At 75.2% G+C, this 17724-nt stretch carries 15 protein-coding genes, 1 tRNA gene and 1 pseudogene; 7 read left to right on the top strand and 10 right to left on the bottom strand.

Annotated elements, in window-relative coordinates:
• Positions 1-193: 193 nt before the first annotated feature.
• From J2S46_RS28160 to J2S46_RS28185, 6 genes are all read right to left on the bottom strand, one after another.
• Positions 194-2911: a fumarate reductase/succinate dehydrogenase flavoprotein subunit gene (locus J2S46_RS28160; protein WP_191289941.1), complete on the bottom strand. Its 2718-nt coding sequence runs from the start codon at positions 2909-2911 to the stop codon at positions 194-196.
• A gap of 13 nt (positions 2912-2924) precedes the next feature.
• A complete protein-coding gene (locus J2S46_RS28165; protein WP_191289940.1) occupies positions 2925-3692 on the bottom strand; it encodes an ABC transporter ATP-binding protein in 768 nt (255 codons plus the stop codon).
• Entirely contained in the window at positions 3689-4486 is a 798-nt protein-coding gene (locus J2S46_RS28170; RefSeq protein WP_229912701.1) for an ABC transporter permease, read from the bottom strand. The genes J2S46_RS28165 and J2S46_RS28170 overlap by 4 nt, the downstream gene beginning before the upstream one ends.
• A 62-nt stretch (positions 4487-4548) precedes the next feature.
• Positions 4549-6051, bottom strand: coding sequence for an ABC transporter substrate-binding protein (locus J2S46_RS28175; protein ID WP_191289938.1), 1503 nt, complete (start codon positions 6049-6051; stop codon positions 4549-4551).
• Between the two features lie 13 nt (positions 6052-6064).
• A complete protein-coding gene (locus J2S46_RS28180) occupies positions 6065-6292 on the bottom strand; it encodes a 4Fe-4S dicluster domain-containing protein (protein ID WP_073928917.1) in 228 nt (75 codons plus the stop codon).
• A gap of 120 nt (positions 6293-6412) precedes the next feature.
• Complete coding sequence (locus J2S46_RS28185; RefSeq protein ID WP_073928916.1) at positions 6413-7177, bottom strand: GntR family transcriptional regulator; 765 nt, start codon at positions 7175-7177, stop codon at positions 6413-6415.
• A 287-nt stretch (positions 7178-7464) separates the two neighbouring features.
• Here J2S46_RS28185 and J2S46_RS28190 point away from each other — a divergent pair, with 287 nt between their 5' ends.
• The 4 genes from J2S46_RS28190 to hemQ are packed head-to-tail and all read left to right on the top strand — an operon-like array spanning position 7465 to position 10997.
• Complete coding sequence (locus J2S46_RS28190; protein ID WP_191289937.1) at positions 7465-8190, top strand: YoaK family protein; 726 nt, start codon at positions 7465-7467, stop codon at positions 8188-8190.
• A gap of 9 nt (positions 8191-8199) precedes the next feature.
• A complete protein-coding gene (locus J2S46_RS28195; RefSeq protein WP_191289936.1) occupies positions 8200-8787 on the top strand; it encodes a Uma2 family endonuclease in 588 nt (195 codons plus the stop codon).
• A 45-nt stretch (positions 8788-8832) separates the two neighbouring features.
• Positions 8833-10257 (top strand): protoporphyrinogen oxidase, encoded by a 1425-nt coding sequence (gene hemG / locus J2S46_RS28200; RefSeq protein ID WP_191289935.1) that lies wholly within the window; start codon positions 8833-8835, stop codon positions 10255-10257.
• Positions 10254-10997, top strand: coding sequence for a hydrogen peroxide-dependent heme synthase (hemQ, locus tag J2S46_RS28205; protein WP_191289934.1), 744 nt, complete (start codon positions 10254-10256; stop codon positions 10995-10997). The genes hemG and hemQ overlap by 4 nt, the downstream gene beginning before the upstream one ends.
• Before the next feature lie 95 nt (positions 10998-11092).
• Here hemQ and J2S46_RS28210 read toward each other — a convergent pair whose 3' ends face one another.
• From J2S46_RS28210 to J2S46_RS28225, 4 genes and pseudogenes are all read right to left on the bottom strand, one after another.
• Positions 11093-11860, bottom strand: a complete 768-nt coding sequence (locus tag J2S46_RS28210) for a TIGR04222 domain-containing membrane protein (RefSeq protein ID WP_073928912.1) — start codon at positions 11858-11860, stop codon at positions 11093-11095.
• 81 nt (positions 11861-11941) lie between these two features.
• Positions 11942-12892: a peptidase associated/transthyretin-like domain-containing protein gene (locus J2S46_RS28215; RefSeq protein WP_191289933.1), complete on the bottom strand. Its 951-nt coding sequence runs from the start codon at positions 12890-12892 to the stop codon at positions 11942-11944.
• A 99-nt stretch (positions 12893-12991) separates the two neighbouring features.
• A complete protein-coding gene (locus J2S46_RS28220; protein WP_191289932.1) occupies positions 12992-14017 on the bottom strand; it encodes a TIGR04222 domain-containing membrane protein in 1026 nt (341 codons plus the stop codon).
• A gap of 31 nt (positions 14018-14048) precedes the next feature.
• Positions 14049-15345 (bottom strand): annotated as a pseudogene (locus J2S46_RS28225) (MbnB/TglH/ChrH family RiPP precursor modification enzyme).
• A gap of 306 nt (positions 15346-15651) precedes the next feature.
• Between J2S46_RS28225 and J2S46_RS28230 the strand changes: the two are divergent.
• The 3 genes from J2S46_RS28230 to J2S46_RS28240 all read left to right on the top strand — a co-directional run bounded on the left by J2S46_RS28230 (position 15652) and on the right by J2S46_RS28240 (position 17722).
• Positions 15652-16572 carry a GNAT family N-acetyltransferase gene (locus tag J2S46_RS28230; protein ID WP_191289931.1) on the top strand — a complete coding sequence of 307 codons (921 nt, stop codon included), beginning with the start codon at positions 15652-15654 and terminating at the stop codon, positions 16570-16572.
• A gap of 79 nt (positions 16573-16651) precedes the next feature.
• Positions 16652-16725 (top strand) — tRNA-Trp (locus J2S46_RS28235).
• An 82-nt stretch (positions 16726-16807) separates the two neighbouring features.
• Entirely contained in the window at positions 16808-17722 is a 915-nt protein-coding gene (locus tag J2S46_RS28240) for an aldo/keto reductase (protein ID WP_191289930.1), read from the top strand.
• Positions 17723-17724: the final 2 nt, after the last annotated feature.

Genomic DNA, 17724 nt, shown 5'->3' on the forward strand with positions numbered 1-17724 from the left:
GGATCCGCCCGGGAGATCGCAACTCGGTCACGGGTCGGCGGCGGCCCGGACTCGGCCGGTCCGTTTGGACGGCCGTGCACCCAAATGCCCGGTGGCGGGCCCCGCCACCTGCGGCCGGAGACCCGGAGCCCGTGACCCGGAGCCCGTGACCCGCCGCCCCGCCGGAGCCGGAACACCGGAGCCGGCCGGCCGCTCAGCCGGCCGGGCGCAGGGCGATCCTGGCGTAGGCGCGGACGTCGGCGTCGGAGTCGGCCGACCGGGCCCGCAGAGCCTCGGCCACGGCCGGGGTGCCGGCCTGCGGGGCCAGTGCCCGGACGGCGGCCTTGCGGACGTCCATGTGCTCGTCGGCGAGCAGCGCCAGCAGCGGTGCCAGCCCCGCCGGCCCGGTTCGCCCCAGGGCGCCGGCCGCCGCCTTGCGGACCTGCCAGGCCTCGTCCGGTGCGGCCGCCAGGGCGTCCAGCGGGGCCGGGCAGCCGATCCCGGCGGCGCCCTGCAGGGCGGCGGCCCGCACCAGCGGGTCCGGGTCGGCGGCCAGCCGGACGAGCACCGGCGCGGCCGCCGGGTCGCCGATGGTGCCCAGGCCCTCGCCGACGGCCACCCGCACCTCGCGGGAGGCGTCCTCGGCGGCCCGGGCCAGCGGCCCGGCCGCGTCCAGCGAGACCAGGCCGTGTACGGCCTGCAGCCGGACCGGGACCTCCGGGTCGGTCAGCGCGGCGGCGAAGCCCCCGGCACTGCCCGTCCGCAACGAGCGCGCGACGTCCAGCGCGCCGGCCCGGACCGCCGGGTCCGCGGAGCCGGCGGCCGCCCGCAGCGGTTCGGCCAGCGCGGCCGCGTCCAGCACCTCGACCAGCTCACGCAGTCCGGCGACGGCCGCCGCCCGGACGGAGCCGTCCGGGTCGGCCAGCGCCCGGGCGAGTTCGCTGCCGGTGCCCTCCGGCGCGGCCTCGGTGAGGACGCTCACGGTGGTGCGGCGCACGTCCGCCGCCGGGTCGCCGAGGTAGGGGAGCAGCTGGGCCAGCGTCGGCTGCTCCTCGGCCAGCCGGAGCAGGTCGAGCAGGCGTGCGGCCGCGGGGGCGCCGGCCTGCGGCCCTTCGCCCGCGCCGGCGGCCGCCCCGGCCGGGGCGGCGCTCGTGCCGGTGCGTCCGACCGGCATCGCGTGCACCTCGCCGAGCACGGTGACCTCGCCGCCGGGCGGCTCCAGGCCCTCCACCGGGACGAGGTAGGGAGCCACCGGCCGGGTCAGGAACTCCATCGTCCCGGAGGGGTGCTTGCGGACGTTGAGGTGGCTGAACCAGCTCTCGTCGTCCTTGCCGGGGTGGTCGATCCGCTCGTGGTAGAGGCCCCAGCGGCTCTCGGTGCGGGCGAGCGAGGAGCGGGCGGCGAGCTCGGCGCAGTCCCGGATGAAGTCGACCTCCACGCAGCGCATCAGCTCGTGCGGGGTGCGGGCGCCCATGCCCGCGATCTCGCCGCGCATCCGCTCGAAGTGCTCCAGCGCGACGGAGAGCCGCGAGCCGGTCTTCGGCGGGGCGACGTAGTCGTTCACGAAGCGCCGCAGCTTGTACTCGACCTGCGGCTGCGGCGGCCCGTCCGGGTTGCGCAGCGGGCGGTAGACCAGCTCGTGCGCCTCCTCGACCTGGTCCGGGGGGAGTTCGGCCCGTTCGGCGGGCAGGTGGGCGGTGGCGTGGGCGCCGGCCAGGTCGCCGAAGACGAAGGCGCCGATCATGTAGTTGTGCGGCACGCAGGCGAGGTCGCCGGCCGCGTACAGGCCGGGCACGGTGGTGGCGGCGTTCTCGTCCACCCAGACGCCGGAGGCGGAGTGCCCGCCGCAGAGGCCGATCTCGGAGATGTGCATCTCCACGTCGTGGGTGCGGTAGTCGTGTCCCCGTCCGGCGTGGAAGGTGCCCCGGCTGGGGCGCTCGGTGGTGTGCAGGATGGACTCCAGCGCCTGCACGGACTCCTCCGGCAGGTGGGTGGTGCGCAGGTACACCGGCCCCCGGTCGGACTCCAGTTCGGCGGCGAACTCGGCCATCATCTGCCCGGACCAGTAGTCGGAGTCGACGAACCGCTCGCCGTGCCGGTTGACCTGGTAACTGCCGAACGGGTTGGCCACGTACGCGCAGGCCGGGCCGTTGTAGTCCTTCATCAGCGGGTTGATCTGGAAGCACTCGATGCCGCTCAGCTCGGCGCCCGCGTGGTAGGCCATCGCGTAGCCGTCCCCGGCGTTGGTGGGGTTCTCGTAGGTGCCGTACAGGTAACCGCTGGCGGGCAGGCCGAGCCGGCCGCAGGGGCCGGTGGCGAGGATCACCGCGCCGGCCGAGACGGTGACGAACCCGCCGCTGCGGGTGTCGAACCCGGCCGCGCCGACGGCCCGGCCGCCCGAGGTGAGCACCCGCACCGGCATCACCCGGTTCTCGATGGTGATCCGCTCGCGCATCTCGCGCCGGCGCAGCACCCGGTAGAGCACCTTCTTGACGTCCTTGCCCTCCGGCATCGGCAGCACGTAGCTGCCGGACCGGTGCACCTGGCGGACCTGGTACTCGCCGTACTCGTCCTTCTCGAACTTCACGCCGTACTTCTCCAGCCGCTGCACCATCGCGAAGCCGCGGGTGGCGGTCTGTCGGACGGTCCGCTGGTCGACGATGCCGTCGTTGGCGCGGGTGATCTCGGCGACGTAGTCGTCGGGCTCGGCCCGGCCGGGGACGACGGCGTTGTTGACGCCGTCCATGCCCATCGCGAGCGCGCCGGAGTGCCGGACGTGCGCCTTCTCCAGCAGCAGCACGTCGGCGCCCTGCTCGGCGGCGCTGAGCACGGCCATCGAGCCGGCCGTGCCGCCGCCGATCACCAGGACGTCGCAGGTCAGGTGGCGGGCCTCGGTCAGGTCGGGGATCCGCAGGGCTTCGGTGGTCGGCATGGTGAGCGGCCTTTCAGGACAGCCCGGCGAGGACGGCCTCGCGCAGGCGCAGTACGGCGGGGTCGGTGCGGGCGGCGGCGTCGCGCGGGCGGGGTACGTCGTGCAGGGCGGCGACCTTGCCGCCGCCGAGCACCGCGACCCGGTCGCCGAGCAGCAGCGCCTCGTCCACGTCATGGGTGACGAACACCACGGTGCAGCGCAGCCGCTCCCGTACGGTGAGCAGCAACTGCTGCATGGCGGCGCGGTTCTGGGCGTCGAGCGCGCCGAACGGCTCGTCCATCAGGACGGCCCGCGGCGAGCCGACCAGGGCCCGGGCCAGCTGGACGCGCTGGCGCTGGCCGCCGGACAACTGCCGCGGCAGCCGGTCCTGGTGGCCGTCCAGGCCGACCAGGCCCAGCCACTCGGCGACCGGCCGGGCGCGCTCGGCCCGGGGCACCCGCCGGATGGCGAGCGGGAGTTCGACGTTGCGGCGGACGCTGCGCCAGGGCAGCAGGCCGTCCTCCTGGAAGACCAGCGCCCGGTCGGCGTGCGGTCCGGCGAGCGGCTCGCCGTCGGCGAGGAGTTCGCCGGCGGTGGGCGCCAGCAGGCCGGCCAGCGCCCGCAGCAGGGTGGACTTGCCGCAGCCGGACGCGCCGACCACGGTCAGCACCTCGCCCGGCGCGACGTCCAGGTCGAGGCCGTCCAGGACGGGGTGCCCGGCGTGTCCGAGGGCCAGGCCCCGGGCGGTCAGCCGCAGGCCGGCGGTCGCGGTGGCGGCGGCGGTGGCGGTCGCGGTGCTCATCGTGCGCTCCCGGGTCGGGTCGGCAGCCAGCGGGTGACGCGGCGGCCGAGGAGTTCGACGGCGCCCGAGGTCAGCCACCCGAGCAGGCCGATGGTGGCCATCCCGACGAAGACGCCGGGGTAGTCGAGCACGGTGTACGACTGCCAGGTGCGGTAGCCGACGCCGAACTGGCCGGAGACCATCTCGGCGGAGATCACGCAGATCCAGGACACCCCGATGCCGACCGACAGCCCGCCGACCACCCCGGGCAGCGCGCCCGGCAGTACCACGCTCCACAGCACCCGCCACCGGCCGCCGCCCATGGTGCGCACGGCCTCCTCCCAGAGCGGCGGGACGGCCCGCACGGCGTGCCGGGTGGAGACGGTGACCGGGAAGAAGGCGGCCGCGAAGGTGATGAAGACGATGCCCTGCTCGTTGTCGGGGAAGAGCATGATCGCCACCGGTACCAGCGCGATCGCCGGCACCGGCCGGATCACCTCCAGCACCGGTTGGAGCAGGTCGGAGACCCACCGCGAGCGGGCCGTCGCCACCCCGGCGGCCACCCCGAGCACGGCCGCCAGCAGGAAGCCGCTGCCGATCCGGCGCAGGCTGTCCGCGAGGTCCTGCCAGTACTGGTCGGTGGCCAGTTGCCGGCCGAAGGCCTGCCAGACCTGGACGGCGGTCGGCAGGTGGTCGAAGCGCACCCAGAACTGCACCTTGGCGGCGGTGAGCAGTTGCCAGAGCCCGGCGAAGGCCAGCAGCGAGAGCGCCCGCAGGGCCCGGCGGCGCCAGGCCGCCGGGCGCCGGGCGGCCACCTGGTCCCGCCGGCTCGGCCCGGCGGCCCCGGCGGGTGCCGGGGCCGGCCGGAGGGTGGCGGTCACGACGCCGCCAGGGCTTGCTCGTAGCCGATCTGCTTCGCGCCCGGGTGGGCGCCCAGGTAGGCCTTGAGGCCGTCCTCGGTGGTGAAGGGCAGCAGGTCGGCGCCGTCCTGCGCCCAGTGGTCCTTGTCGGCGAACCAACGGGTGCCGGTGGTGGCGTCGGGCACGTAGGCGGCCCGGACCTTCTTGCCGGCGGCCGCCTTGACCGCCTTCAGCAGGCAGGCGGGGGTCGCGGCGGGCCGGGTGGCGTCCTCACCGTCGAACCAGATCTCGCCGGCCTTCGCCGGGTCGGTGACCGGCTGCCCGCAGACCGTGTCGGTGCCGGTGATCCGGGCCGGCGCGATCTCCGACAGGGCGGCCTTCGCGAGGTAGGACGGGTCGACGAAGGAGTCCAGGTCCAGCGCCTTCAGCACGCCGACCGACTTCAGGAACGGGACGTCCTCGCGCAGCGCGGCCAGCAGTTCGGGCCGCAGCGGCAGCCCGAAGGTGGCGATGCCGTTCGGGCCGTTGTAGAGGTGGACCACCTCGGGGGCCAGGCCGGTCGCCGCGGCGACCTCCTGGGAGGCGGCCAGCGGCTGCTCGTTGAGGTAGCGGGTGGCGTCCGCCTGGGCGCGCAGGAAGGCCCCGATCACCTCGGGGTGCTCGGTGGCGTACTTCTGCCGGACCACCACGCCGTGCAGGGTGGGGCGGGCCAGCGCCGCGCCGTCGTAGAGCAGCCGGGCGTCGCCGCCGAACACCACCTGGCCCGGCCAGGCCACGAACTGGGCCAGCGCGTCCACGCCGCCGGCCTTCAGCGCCGAGGCGCCGATGGCGGGTTGCTGGTTCTGCTTGGAGATCTCGGTGTCCTGCACCCCGGCCTTGCGCAGCGCCTGGACGAGGGTGCCGTCGGCGGCCGAGCCGACCGAGGTGGAGACCTTCTTGCCCTTCAGGTCGGCGAGCGTGTGCGCGGGCGAGCCGTTCGGCACCACCACGCTGTTGAGCGCGCCCAGCTCGTTGTAGCCGGTGACGGAGATCATCCGGGTGCCCGCCCCGCCGGCCTCCTGGGCCCGCGATCCGTTGATCAGCAGCGGGTAGTCGCCCATCGAGCCGATGTCGGTCTTGTCGGCCAGCATCTGCGCGGTGATCGGCGCGCCGGAGTCGTAGTCCTGCCAACTGACCTTGTACGTACGGCCGTTCTTTTTGCCCTCGGCGGCGAGCTGCTGCTCGAAGTACCCCCGGGCCCGCAACAGGGTGCCGGCGGTGACGGTGTTGATGGTCTTGGACTGGTAGCCGACCACCACCTCGACGTCGCCGCCGGCCGAGGCGTCGGCGGACGAGCAGCCGGTGAGTCCGGTCAGCACGGTGGCGGCCAGCAGGGCGAGCGGCAGCGGGCGCCGGGCGGCGGACGTGCCCCGGGCCGACGAGGGGCCCTGGGCCGACGACGGGCCCTGGACCGACGCCGGCCCGAGCGGGCGGGCCGCCGGGCGGGACGTCGGGCGGGGGAACAACGGACGGCGTGACATCGGGGAACGCTCCTCAGCGCAGCAGATAGGGCATGTTGACGGTGACCGCACCGGTGGGACAGCGGGCGGCGCACGGGCCGCAGTACCAGCACTCGTCGACGTGCATGAAGGCCTTGTTGGTGTCCGGGTCGATGGCCAGCGAGTCGAGCGGGCACATCTCCACGCAGAGCGTGCAGCCGTCGATGCAGAGCGAGCCGTCGATGGTGACGGGCACGTCGGAGCGGTGGTCGGCGAGCGCCATGAGGGTCTCCGGGAATCGGCTACGGGAAGGAACGCGGCGGCGGGAGGGCGACCGCGGGCAGGCTGCTGCGGGAGGGTGCTGAGGGGAGGTGAGGTCGGTCCGGGCGGGGGAGGGCGCGGGTCAGAGCGCGGAGCGCAGCAGCCGGCCCTGCATGGTGATCCGGTCGCCGCGGAACCGGACGTACTCCAGGTCCACCGGGCGGCCGTCGGCCAGCGTGGTCAGCCGCTCCAGCATCAGCAGGGCCCCGCCGCGCGGGACCTCCAGCACGGTGGCCGAGTGCGCGTCGGCGTTCACCGCCTCCAGGGTGATGTCGGCCGAGCCGAGCGGCTGGCCGGCGACCTCCTCGATCAGCTGGAAGACGTCCTGGTGGACCAGGTCCTCGGCGTCCAGGGCGGCGCCGATGTCCGGGGCCAGGTAGGTGAGGTCCAGCGACAGCGGCAGCCCGTTCAGCCGCCGCACCCGCTCGACGTACACCACGTCCGCGCCGTCCGGCAGCCGCAGCCGGCGGGCCACCGGGCCTGGGGCCCGGACCGGGCCGAACGAGCGGACCTCGTTGGTGACCTCGCCGTGCTCGTGCAGGGTCTCGGCCAGCCCCATCAGGCGGTTCAGCCCGTGCGGCACCTTCTCCGCCACCACCAGCGTCCCCGACCCGGGCACCCGGCGGACCAGGCCCTCCGTCCGGAGCAGGTCCAGGGCCTCCCGGATGGTGTTCCTGGACTCCCCGAACTCCTCGGCCAGCACCTCCTCGTGCGGCAGCGGCCGGGGCCCGTACACCTCGCTCAGCACCTGCTGGCGCAGCACGTCGGCGACCTGCCGGGCCCGGTCCGCGCGGGGCCGGCGGGGCTGGCAGGCCCCGGTCGGCCGGGGCGGGTTCTCGGTGCTCATCGCGACTGCTCCGGTGCTGGGGGCCGATGGCGGTCCGCCGGGCGGCGGTGCCGGGCGGTTGGTTCTGGCAGAACCCTAGGGGCGTACCGGCCGGTTTTTCGTTGCCACCGCATTACGCCACCTGACGGGCCGTCCGCGCCCGCCACCAGCTGGGCCTACCGGCGCCCCCGGACCGGAACCGCCACCCGGCCCCGGCCCGGGGGCGCCCCCACACATGGCCCAATGCCGGGCCGGTCCGCGGCGGAACGCGAGAGTGGGTGGTTCGTCGTCCGAGGGAGGAACCGGCCTTGACCCTGAGGCGCAGCGCCGCGCTCGACGCCGTACTGATCGTGCTGACCCTGACCACGGGGGTGATCGAGGCCGTCAGCCTGCTCGCGCTCGGCCACGTCTTCACCGCCCTGATGACGGGCAACATGCTCTTCCTCGCCTTCGGGCTGGCCGGCGGCCCGGGCCTGTCCGTCACGGCCTCCGCCGTCTCCCTGGGGGCCTTCGCCGTCGGCAACCTGACCGGCGCCCTGCTGGAGACCAGGGTCGAGGCCCGCCGCCACCGCTGGTTCGTCGTCGGACTGGTGGCCGAGGCCCTGCTGCTCGGCGGCGCCGGCCTGGCCGCCGGCGGGATCGGCCGGCTCGACGAGCCGTTGACCGGCCACCTCTACCTGGTGATCGCCCTGACGGCGCTGGCTATGGGCCTGCGCAGCGTCACCAGCCTCCGGGCCCGGGTCGCCGAACTGCCCACCACGCTCACCACCCGCGCGCTCACCTCCGTGATCAGCGGGCTGGCCCCGGCCGTCGGGCACGATCCCGCCCGGGGCGGCGGCACCGGCTCGGCCGCGCTGCGGGCCGCCGGGGTGGTGGCGATGTTCCTCGGCGGCCTGCTCGGCGCCTGGATGCTCACCGCCGGACACCGCCCGCAGCTCCCGCTGCTGGTGTCCGCCGCCGTCGTGCTTCTGTGCGCCGTCGGCTTCGGGCTGACCGCGCGCGGACGGCCCTCGGCGGAGCTCCGCACTGGCTAGTCTGGACCCATGAGCGCGCTGCCCGACTGGATGCGACCGCCCCGAGAGGAGGGCTGGTTCGCCGATGACCTCGACCGGCTGACCGAAGCGCCCCGGCACACCGAACTGATCGACGGAGCGCTCGTCTTCGTGATGTCCCCGCAGCGCTCCTGGCACGGCCGGATCGTCACGGCTCTGACCGTCGCCCTGGAGGACCAGGCTCCCGCCGGCACTGTGGTGGAACGTGAGATGACCATCCGGCTCGACGGCAGAAACCGTCCCGAGCCCGATCTGGTGGTGGCTGAGACCGAGTACGACCCGGACCGGACGTGGTTCTCCCCCGCCACGGTCTCCCTGGTCGTCGAGGTCGTCTCCCCCGAGTCGGCCCACCGCGACCGCACCGTCAAGGTCCGCAAGTACGCCGAGGCGGGCATCGCGCACTACTGGCTGATCGAGGAGGAGGACGGCGCGCCCGTCGTCCACGTCTACGAGCTCGACGCCCCCACCACCGCCTACGCGCCCGCCGGGATCTTCCGCGGCAGGCTGGAGCGCCCCGTCCCGTTCCCGGTCGCCATCGACCTGGACGCACTGGTGCCCGCCCGGAAGCGGACGGATTAAGGGCGGATTGAGGCCTTCGCCCGGCTCTCTGCAAGACTGCGAAGCATGTCGCAACCACATGTCGTCGTGATCGGCGGCGGTATCGCGGGCCTGGCCGCGGCCGCCTTCCTCAGCGGGGCGGACGGTGGCGGCGGGAGAGCCGCGGTCACCCTGCTGGAGGCCTCTGATCGCCTCGGCGGGAAGCTCCGCGGCGGCGAGGTCGGCGGGGTGCAGGTCGACCTCGGCGCCGAGTCGATGCTCGCCCGCCGCCCGGAGGCGGTCGCCCTGGCCCGCTCGGTAGGCCTGGCCGACGCCCTCCGGCCGCCCGGCACCGCCAAGGCCGCGATCTGGACCAGGGACGCGCTGCGCCCGCTGCCCGGCGGCCAGGTGATGGGCGTCCCCGGTGACCTCGACGCGCTGGCCGCCTCCGGCGTGCTCACCCCCGAGGGCCTGGCCCGGGCCGGCCGGGAGGAGAGCACCCCGGCGGTCGGCGACGACATCGCCATCGGCGCGTACGTGGCCGGGCGGCTCGGCCGGGAGGTGGTCGACCGGCTGGTCGAGCCGCTGCTCGGCGGCGTCTACGCGGGCCACGCGGACGAGATCTCGCTGCGCGCGGCCGTCCCCCAGCTGCTCGCCCTGGCCCGCACCGGAGGTCCGCTGCTGGACGGCGTGCACGAGCTGGCGACCCGCCCGCAGAGCGGCGGCGGCCCGGTCTTCCAGGGCCTGGAGGGCGGCCTCGGCACCCTGCCCGTCGCCGTCGCCGCCGCCTGCCGCGCGGCCGGCGCCGACCTGCGGACCGGCAGCCCGGTGGACGAGCTGCGCCGCACCCCCGAGGGCTGGCGCCTGGTCGTCGGCGGCGAGGTGCTGCGGGCGGACGCGGTGGTGCTCGCCGTGCCCGCGCCCGAGGCGGCCCGGCTGCTGCGGGCCGAGGCGCCCGGCGCGGCCGCCGAGCTGGCCGCCGTCGAGTACGCGGGGATGGCGCTGGTCACGATGGCCTTCCGGCGCGCCGACCTGCCCGTCCCGCCGGCCGGCAGCGGGTTCCTGGTGCCGCCGGTCGACGGCCGGCAGATCAAGGCGTCCACCTTCTCCTCGAACAAGTGGGGCTGGCTGGAGCGCTCGGCTCCGGACAGCTTCCTGCTGCGCACCTCGCTCGGCCGCCACCGGGAGGAACAGGCGCTCGACCTCCCCGACGAGGAGCTGGTCGCCCGTTCGCTGGCCGACCTCGGCGAGGCCGTCGGCCTGACCGCGAAGCCGTACGACACGGCGGTCACCCGCTGGCGGGCCGGCCTGCCGCAGTACCCGGTCGGCCACCTCGACCGGGTGGCCCGGATCCGGGCCGGCGCCGAGCGGCTCGGCGGGCTGGCCCTGTGCGGCGCCGCGTACGACGGGGTGGGCATCCCCGCCTGCGTCGCGAGCGCCCGCGCGGCCGTCGACAAGGTGTTGACCCCGGCCGCCGGGGCGGCCGTCACAGAAGGGACAATGTCCGCATGACTGACAGCACTGAGCCGCAGGCGGCCGCCGAGCAGGTAGCCGCGCAGCAGCCCGAGAAGAAGAAGGCCCGCGACCTCAACCAGGTGATCCGGTACACCTTGTGGTCGGTGTTCAAGCTCAAGGACAACCTGCCCGACGACCGCGCCGCCCTCGCGGCCGAGGTCGACGAGCTGTTCGCGCAGCTGGCCGCCAAGGACGTCACGGTGCGCGGCACCTACGACGTGTCGGGGCTGCGGGCCGACGCCGACGTCATGATCTGGTGGCACGCCGAGGACTCCGACGACCTCCAGGAGGCGTACAACCGCTTCCGCCGCACCGGCCTGGGCCGCCGGCTGGAGCCGGTCTGGTCCAACATGGCGCTGCACCGCCCGGCGGAGTTCAACAAGTCGCACATCCCGGCGTTCCTCGCCGACGAGGCCCCCCGCGACTACATCTGCGTGTACCCCTTCGTCCGCTCCTACGAGTGGTACCTGCTGCCGGACGCCGAGCGTCGCGCGATGCTCGCCGAGCACGGCAAGATGGCGCGCGGCTACCCCGACGTGCGGGCCAACACGGTGGCCTCGTTCGCGCTCGGCGACTACGAGTGGCTGCTCGCCTTCGAGGCGGACGAGCTGCACCGGATCGTCGACCTGATGCGCGACCTGCGCCCGTCGCGGGCCCGCCTGCACGTCCGCGAGGAGGTGCCGTTCTTCACCGGGCGCCGCAAGCCGGTAGCCGAGCTGCTGAACGGCCTGGCGTGACCTGACGCCGTACGCCGGGCCGTAGGGCCGAAGGGTGCCGTCCCCGGCCGGGGCGGCACCCTTCGGCGTTCCCGGGGGCGCCCCGGGCCCGTGGGTCAGTGCCGCAGCGCCGCCCGCAGCCGGGCGTCCTGGACGGCGGCCGGGCCGGTCATCGCCACCGCGGTCAGCAGCTCCTGCTCCCGGTCGGCCGCCTCCTGGCGCGGCAGCCGGACCACCCGCAGGACCTCCTGCCCGGCCGGCGAGGCCCAGCGGGTGTACGGGTAGACGTCGACCCGGGCCATCAGCAGGGTGCCCGAGGTGAGGATCACCGGTAGCGCGAACCAGGCGAAGGCCGCCGCCGGGTCCTCGCCGGCGGGGGCGCCCAGGATGATCGCGGTGCCGAGCAGCACCAGCGCCAGCAGCAGCGCCTGGCGGACGTGCCGGACCGCCGTCGCGGTGCTCTGCCGGACCGCCGCCGGGGTGGCCAGGCCGGCCAGCGACAGCCGGGCGCCGACCTCCATCACCGTCGGGTGCGAGGCCATCGCCTGCCGCAGCTCACCGGTGCGGCACTGGCCCTCCGGGCCGACGGCGGCGATCAGCGCCCGCTCCAGGCGGCTGCGCCCCTGCGGGTCCACCACGCTGGTCCACCCGGTGTGCGCCAGGTGCAGCCGGCCGCGCGAGGCCATCAGCACCAGGGCGAGGTCGACCACCCGGGCCGGGCCGCCGGCCAGGTACGCCGTCTCGTACAGGCCGATCCCGACGGCCTCGGCCGGGCGCGGGGCGTCCGCCCCGGCGAGTGCGTCGGCGGTGGCCGCGATCCGGACCAGCCGCATGCAGGAGAGCACGGCGGCGATGCAGGCGGGGATCAGCAGGAGCAGCCACATGGGGCTGTTGTAGACCGGATCCGGCCATCGCGGAACAGTTCCAGGTGCGCGATACCGAACTGTGACCGCCTGCCGTGGCGGTCACTTGCCGTTGTGATCCGGGTCCGCCGCAAGGGTGATGACGCCCAGGTAGCCGTCGCCGTCCTCGCTGACCGTCAGCAGCATGCCCGGCCGGTAGATGGAGTCGCCCTCGTTCAAGGTGTCGCGGCCGGTGTGCCGGGAGTACGGCTCCTTGGCGAAAACCGCACTGTTGAGTTTCTCGTCCATCATCAGCTGGGTGGTGAGGGTGCGTTCGTCGCCGACGTGCACCATCGCGTGGACGTGCACGGTCCGGCCGGCGTACCAGCCGGGCCAGATCGTCGTGAACTGCACGATGCCGTCCGTGTCGGTGACCTGGGCACCCCGCAGGTAGCGTTTGTCGTCGGTGGGCGTCAGGTCGGCCGTGCCACCGGCGCCGCCGCCGGTGCCCGGGCCGCCCGAGGGCGGTGCGCCGCTCGGCAATGCGGCGGGCGGTGCGCCGCCCGGGCCGCCCGCCGGTGCCCCCGAAGGGGCCCCGGCCGGGGGCGTGCCGCCCGCGCCGCCCGGGCCGCCGCCGGGTGCGCCGCCTCCGCCGCCCGAGGAGAGGCTCTCCGCACCGGAGTACAGGCCTGCCGCGTCGCAGTGCCAGATCTCCACCACGGCGTTCGGGATCGCCGCGCAGCTCTCGCTGTCCTGGAGACGGACGGCCAGCCGTAGGCGGGTGCCGGCGCGGTCCTCGCGGATGTCGCTCCGGATCTTGTCCGCGTCGAAGTAGTACGGCCCCTGGGTGGTCCCGGCGGTCAGCGTGCAGGTGCCGGAGGCCGCGAACAGCGAGGTGAGGTCCTCGGTGGTGACGGACCGCGGGGAGATGACCGCGCTCGCGCCGGTGGTGGTGGTCGCCCGGTTCCCGCCGCCCTGGCCGCAGGCCGCGAGCAGCGCGCCGAGGCCGATGCTGCTGATGCCCGCCAGCGCGGTGCGGCGGCTGACGCGTTGGCCCTCATGATCGTGTCCCATACCGCCGAGGGTAGGAACACGACATGAGGGCCGCATGTGAGGCGGGTGAGCGGGCGGTGAGCCCTCCGGGCCGGGCTCCTGAGGCCCGCCGGCCGGGCCTCAGGAGCCGCAGCTCGACCCGCCGCCGCAGCTGGAGGAGGAGCCGCAACTGCTGGAGCTCGACCCGCAGCTGCTGGAGGAGGAGCCGCAGCTCGACGAGGAGGACCCGCAGCTGCTGGACGAGCCGCAGCTGGACGAACCGCAGCTCGACGACCCGCCGGAGGAGCCCGGGTCCGAGGAGCCGCACCAGTTGGCCGGCCCGGAGCCGCAGCTGGACGAGGACGAGGACGACGAGGAGCCGGGGACGGGGACCGGCCGCGCCGCGGCCAGCATCGCCGCCTGCAGCTCCTCGTCCGGCAGGCCGGCGTTCACGCCCTCCAGGGCGACCACGCCGAGCAGCGCGCCGCTCGCGACGCCCACGCCGTGCCGGGGCCGCCAGCCGGTGCCGGTCAGCTGCCGGAGCTGGCGACGGCCCGCCGGGGTGATCCGGCCCCGGCCCGGCCGGGTCGTCACCAGCAGGACGACACCGGCGAACAGCAGTGCCATCGCCCCGCCCAGCACCGGCCGTTCGGCGGCCGGCCGGCCGGCCGCCAGGATCGAGCCGACGACCGTGCTGACCGGGACGGCCAGCACCACCAGCCAGAGCAGCCGGCGGGCCGAGTGGGCCCGGCGCAGCAGGGCCGGGTCGAGCATCAGCCCGTGCGCGGCGAGCCGGTCGCCGATCCGCTGGACGGCGTCGGAGGTCATCACCGCCCGGCGCAGGCCGGGCAGGTCGCGCTGGCGCAGGTCGCCGGCCGCCACCAGCAGCGCGGCCTCCACCTCGTCGTACGCGGTGTTGGAGGTGACCGTGACCAGCCCGCTGCGCGAGACGATCACCCGGCCCTCCTGGTGCATCCGGACCAGCACGGTGTCGACCACCCGGCCGGGCCCGCCGGCCAGGAACGCCGCGTCCAGCAGCGGGATCCCGGTGCCGGGCAGGTCGGCCGGGTTGGACCGGCGCCGGGCCCGGACGAAGGTCACGACGGTGTACAGGCCGGCGGCGATCAGCAGCACGGTGAGGACGGTGAGGTGCGTGGTGTGCCACATGGGCGGTTCCCCCGGGTGGTGAGTGGTTCGGTCAGTCCTGCTGCGGGCGCAGCGCCCGGCGCAGCCGGTCCAGCGGACCGGAGCGCTGCGGGGGCACCCGCGTCCCTGCCGGCGCGAGCCAGCCTTCGAGGGCCCGGCGCTCCTCGGGGCCGAGCGGGTCGCCGGCCTCGTCCGCGAGGGCCCAGCGGGCGAAGGCGCGTCCGTCGGCCCGGTAGCCGCCGTCCTGCGGCCGCTGCCGCGCGTACCGCAGGAACAGCGGGCCGAAGGCCGGCCCGAGGAGCTGCGGCAGCTCCGGCACCACCTTGGCGACGGTGTCGCGCCGCTTGGCGGCCAGCCCGATCGACTGGGCGCGGACCTGCTCCGGGTCGAAGCCCGGTGGCGGCGGGCCGCCGGCGACCAGGGCCGCCAGCAGCGCGCCCTGCCGCCGGGCCAGTGCGGCCCGCGCCAGCACCAGCTCCGCGTCCGCGCCCCGGGCCAGGTACTCCAGTCCCTCAGACATGCTGCGGCACCCCCTCCAGCACCCGGCGGATCGCGTCCAGTTCGCCGCCCAGTTCGGCGGGCGACGGGAAGTTGCCGTCCCGCTCCAGCAGCACCCCGGGCGGCGAGACCCGGGAGCAGAGCTCGGCGAGCACCTCCAGCACCGGCTCGGTGACGGGGTGGGCGTGGGTGTCGTGCCAGATCCCGTCGACCAGCCGCCCGCCCGCCACGTGCACGTAGGCGATCGCCTCCAGCGGCAGCCGGTCCAGCTCGGCGGCCGGGTCGACCCCGAGGTTGACCCGGTTGGTGTGCAGGTTGGCGACGTCGATCAGCAGCCGGACGCCCGTCCGCTCGACCAGTTCGGCCAGGAACTGCCCCTCGGTCAGCTCGTCGTCGGGCCAGGCCAGCTGGGCCGCGATGTTCTCCAGCGCCAGCGGCACCGGGAGCTGCTCCTGGGCGATCCGGACGTTCTCGGCGATCACCCGCAGCGACTCCCGCGAGCGCGGCACCGGCAGCAGGTGGCCGGCCTCCAGGCCGCCGGCCCGGACGAACGCCAGGTGCTCGGTGACCAGCGGCGATCCCAGGGCCAGGGCCGCCTCGGCGAGCCGGGCGAGCCTGGCGGGCTCGGGCAGGTCGGCGCCGCCGAGGCCGAGCGAGACGCCGTGCGGCACGACGGTGACGCCGCGTTCGCGCAGCAGCCGCAGCGACTCGGGGAGGTGGCCGGCGCAGAGGTTCTCGGCGACCACCTCGACCCAGTCCAGGCCGGGCAGCCGTTCCACGACGGTGTCGATCTCGGTGCGCCAGCCGAGGCCGACCCCGAGCCGGGGCAGGTTCGTTGCAGGGGTGGTCATGGGTGCGCCCCCTTCGGAGGGCTTGCGGAAAGGGTGCCGGACGGGTCGCGGGCTTCGTCGCCGGGCGGCCGTCGGGCCGGTGCGGAGCAGGTGCCGCGGGGCTTCGGCCCCGCCTGCTGCTGAGGATGTCCCCGGTCGGGGCCGCTGCCAAGCCTCGACCGGGATTCTCAGAGCATTACTTGAGCATACGGTCGTGCCGCCGGCCGCTCCGGGGTGCACCCTGGCCTTCTGACCTGCGGGAACGCCGTGGGCGCGGCGGAAAATCGGGAGGCGTACGGACGGCCGCCCGGCTAGCCTGGCAGGCCTATGACTCTGACGATTCGTGATTTCACCCCCGCCGACGCCGAGGCGGCCGCCGCCGCCCACCGCGCGGGCCGCCCGCACCTGGTCCTGACCGCCGAGGTGTTCGCCTGGCTGCCGGAGCACCTGCCGGCCGCCCAGCACTACCGCACCTTCGTGGCCGAGATCGACGGCCGGGTGGTCGGCAGCGTGCGCTGCGGGCGGGTGATCGACACCAGCGCCGAGGGCATCGCGTACGCCAACGGCAGCGTGCTCCCCGGGTTCCGCCGCCGCGGCGCCTTCACCGCGCTGCTGGCCACCGCCGAGCGGCATCTCGCCGAGCACGGTGCGACCGAGGTGCACAGCTGGGTCGACGACGAGCCCGAGGCCCGTGCCTTCGCCGCCGGGCGCGGCTACCGCGAGGGCCGGACGGCGCACTTCGCCCGCCGCGACCTCACCGCTCCGCTGCCGCCCGTGCCGGTGCACCCGGCCGGCGTCGAGCTGCGGACGGCCGCCGACTTCCAGGACGACCCGTACCCGCTGTTCGTCGTCGACGCGGACGCCGGGCGGGACGAACCCGGCGAGGTCGACATCGACCGGGCCGACTACCAGGACTGGCTGGACGGCGTCTGGTCCCGCCCCGACCTCGACCGCGACCTCACCGTGGTGGCTCTGGTCGACGGCAGCCCGGCCGCCTTCAGCGCCGCGCACACCGACGGCGAGTCCCGCTACTGGTCGGCCTTCACCGCCTGCCGCCGGGAGTTCCGCGGCCGCGGCCTGGCCACCCTGGCCAAGGTCCGCTCCCTGCACCTGGCCCGGGCCGCCGGCCTGACCGAGGCCTTCACCAGCAACGACGCCACCAACGCCCCGATGCTCGCGATCAACGAGCGGCTCGGCTACCGACGCTGCGCGAGCGAGCGGAAGTTCGTCAAGCAGCTGACGGCCTGACCGCCGGCCGGGCGCGCGCGACGCCGCAAATGGCGTTGCGCGGGCCCGGCCCGGTACGGCAGGCTGGGGCCACCCACCGAGGGGCGTAGCTCAGTTGGCCAGAGCGGCGGTCTCCAAAACCGCATGTCGCAGGTTCGAATCCTGTCGCCCCTGCTCATCCCCGTCGGGCCGCCCCCGCGTTCTGACGTGTCTTATTCAATGGCGGCCGGCCCGCCTCCCGATGATGATGCTCCGCATGACGAACGAGACCATCACCGCGGCTGCCTCGGGCACCTGGAAACTCGGTGACCTGACGGTCAACCGGATCGGCTTCGGCGCGATGCGCCTGACCCAGACCGGCGCGGCCTTCGCCCCCGGCGCCACCCCCAGCGACCGCGGCCGGGCCGTCGGCCTGCTGCGCCGCGCCGTCGAGCTGGGCGTCAACCACATCGACACCGCCGCCTTCTACTTCTCGTCGTTGCGCTCCGCCAACGAGCTGATCAACAGCGCCCTGGGCGGCCCCTACCCGGACGACCTGGTGATCACCACCAAGGTCGGCCCGGCCCGCGGCCCCGCCGGCGACTGGAGCCGGCACGCCGCCACCCCGGAGGAGCTGCGCGGCCAGGTCGAGGAGAACCTGCGCCAGCTCGGCCGCGACCACCTCGACGTGGTCAACCTGCGGATCCTCGGCACCGCCTCGATCGCGGAGCGCTTCGGCGCCCTCGCGGACCTGCGCGACGCCGGACTCATCCGCCACCTGGGCCTCTCCAACATCCAGCCCGAGCATCTGGTGGAGGCCCTGGCCATCGCCCCGGTGGTGTGCGTGCAGAACCTCTACGGCATCGGGATGCGGCCCGAGCACGACGAGTTCCTGCGCACCTGCGGCGAGCTGGGCGTCGCCTTCGTGCCGTTCTACTCGATCGCCGCCGCCGGCCGCGAGGGCGGCGCCACCGGCGCCGAGGCGGAGGAGGTGCTGGCCGTCGCGCGCGCCCACGACGCGACACCCGCGCAGGTCCGGCTGGCCTGGACGCTGCACCGGGGTCCGCACGTGCTGGCCATCCCGGGCACCGGCAACCCGGACCACCTGGCGGCCAACGTCGCCGCCGGGGCCCTGCGCCTGACCACGGACGATCTGGCCCTGCTGGACGCCCTTCACCGGCGCGGGGCCTGACC

Source organism: Kitasatospora herbaricolor, from assembly GCF_030813695.1.
Taxonomy (GTDB): domain Bacteria; phylum Actinomycetota; class Actinomycetes; order Streptomycetales; family Streptomycetaceae; genus Kitasatospora; species Kitasatospora herbaricolor.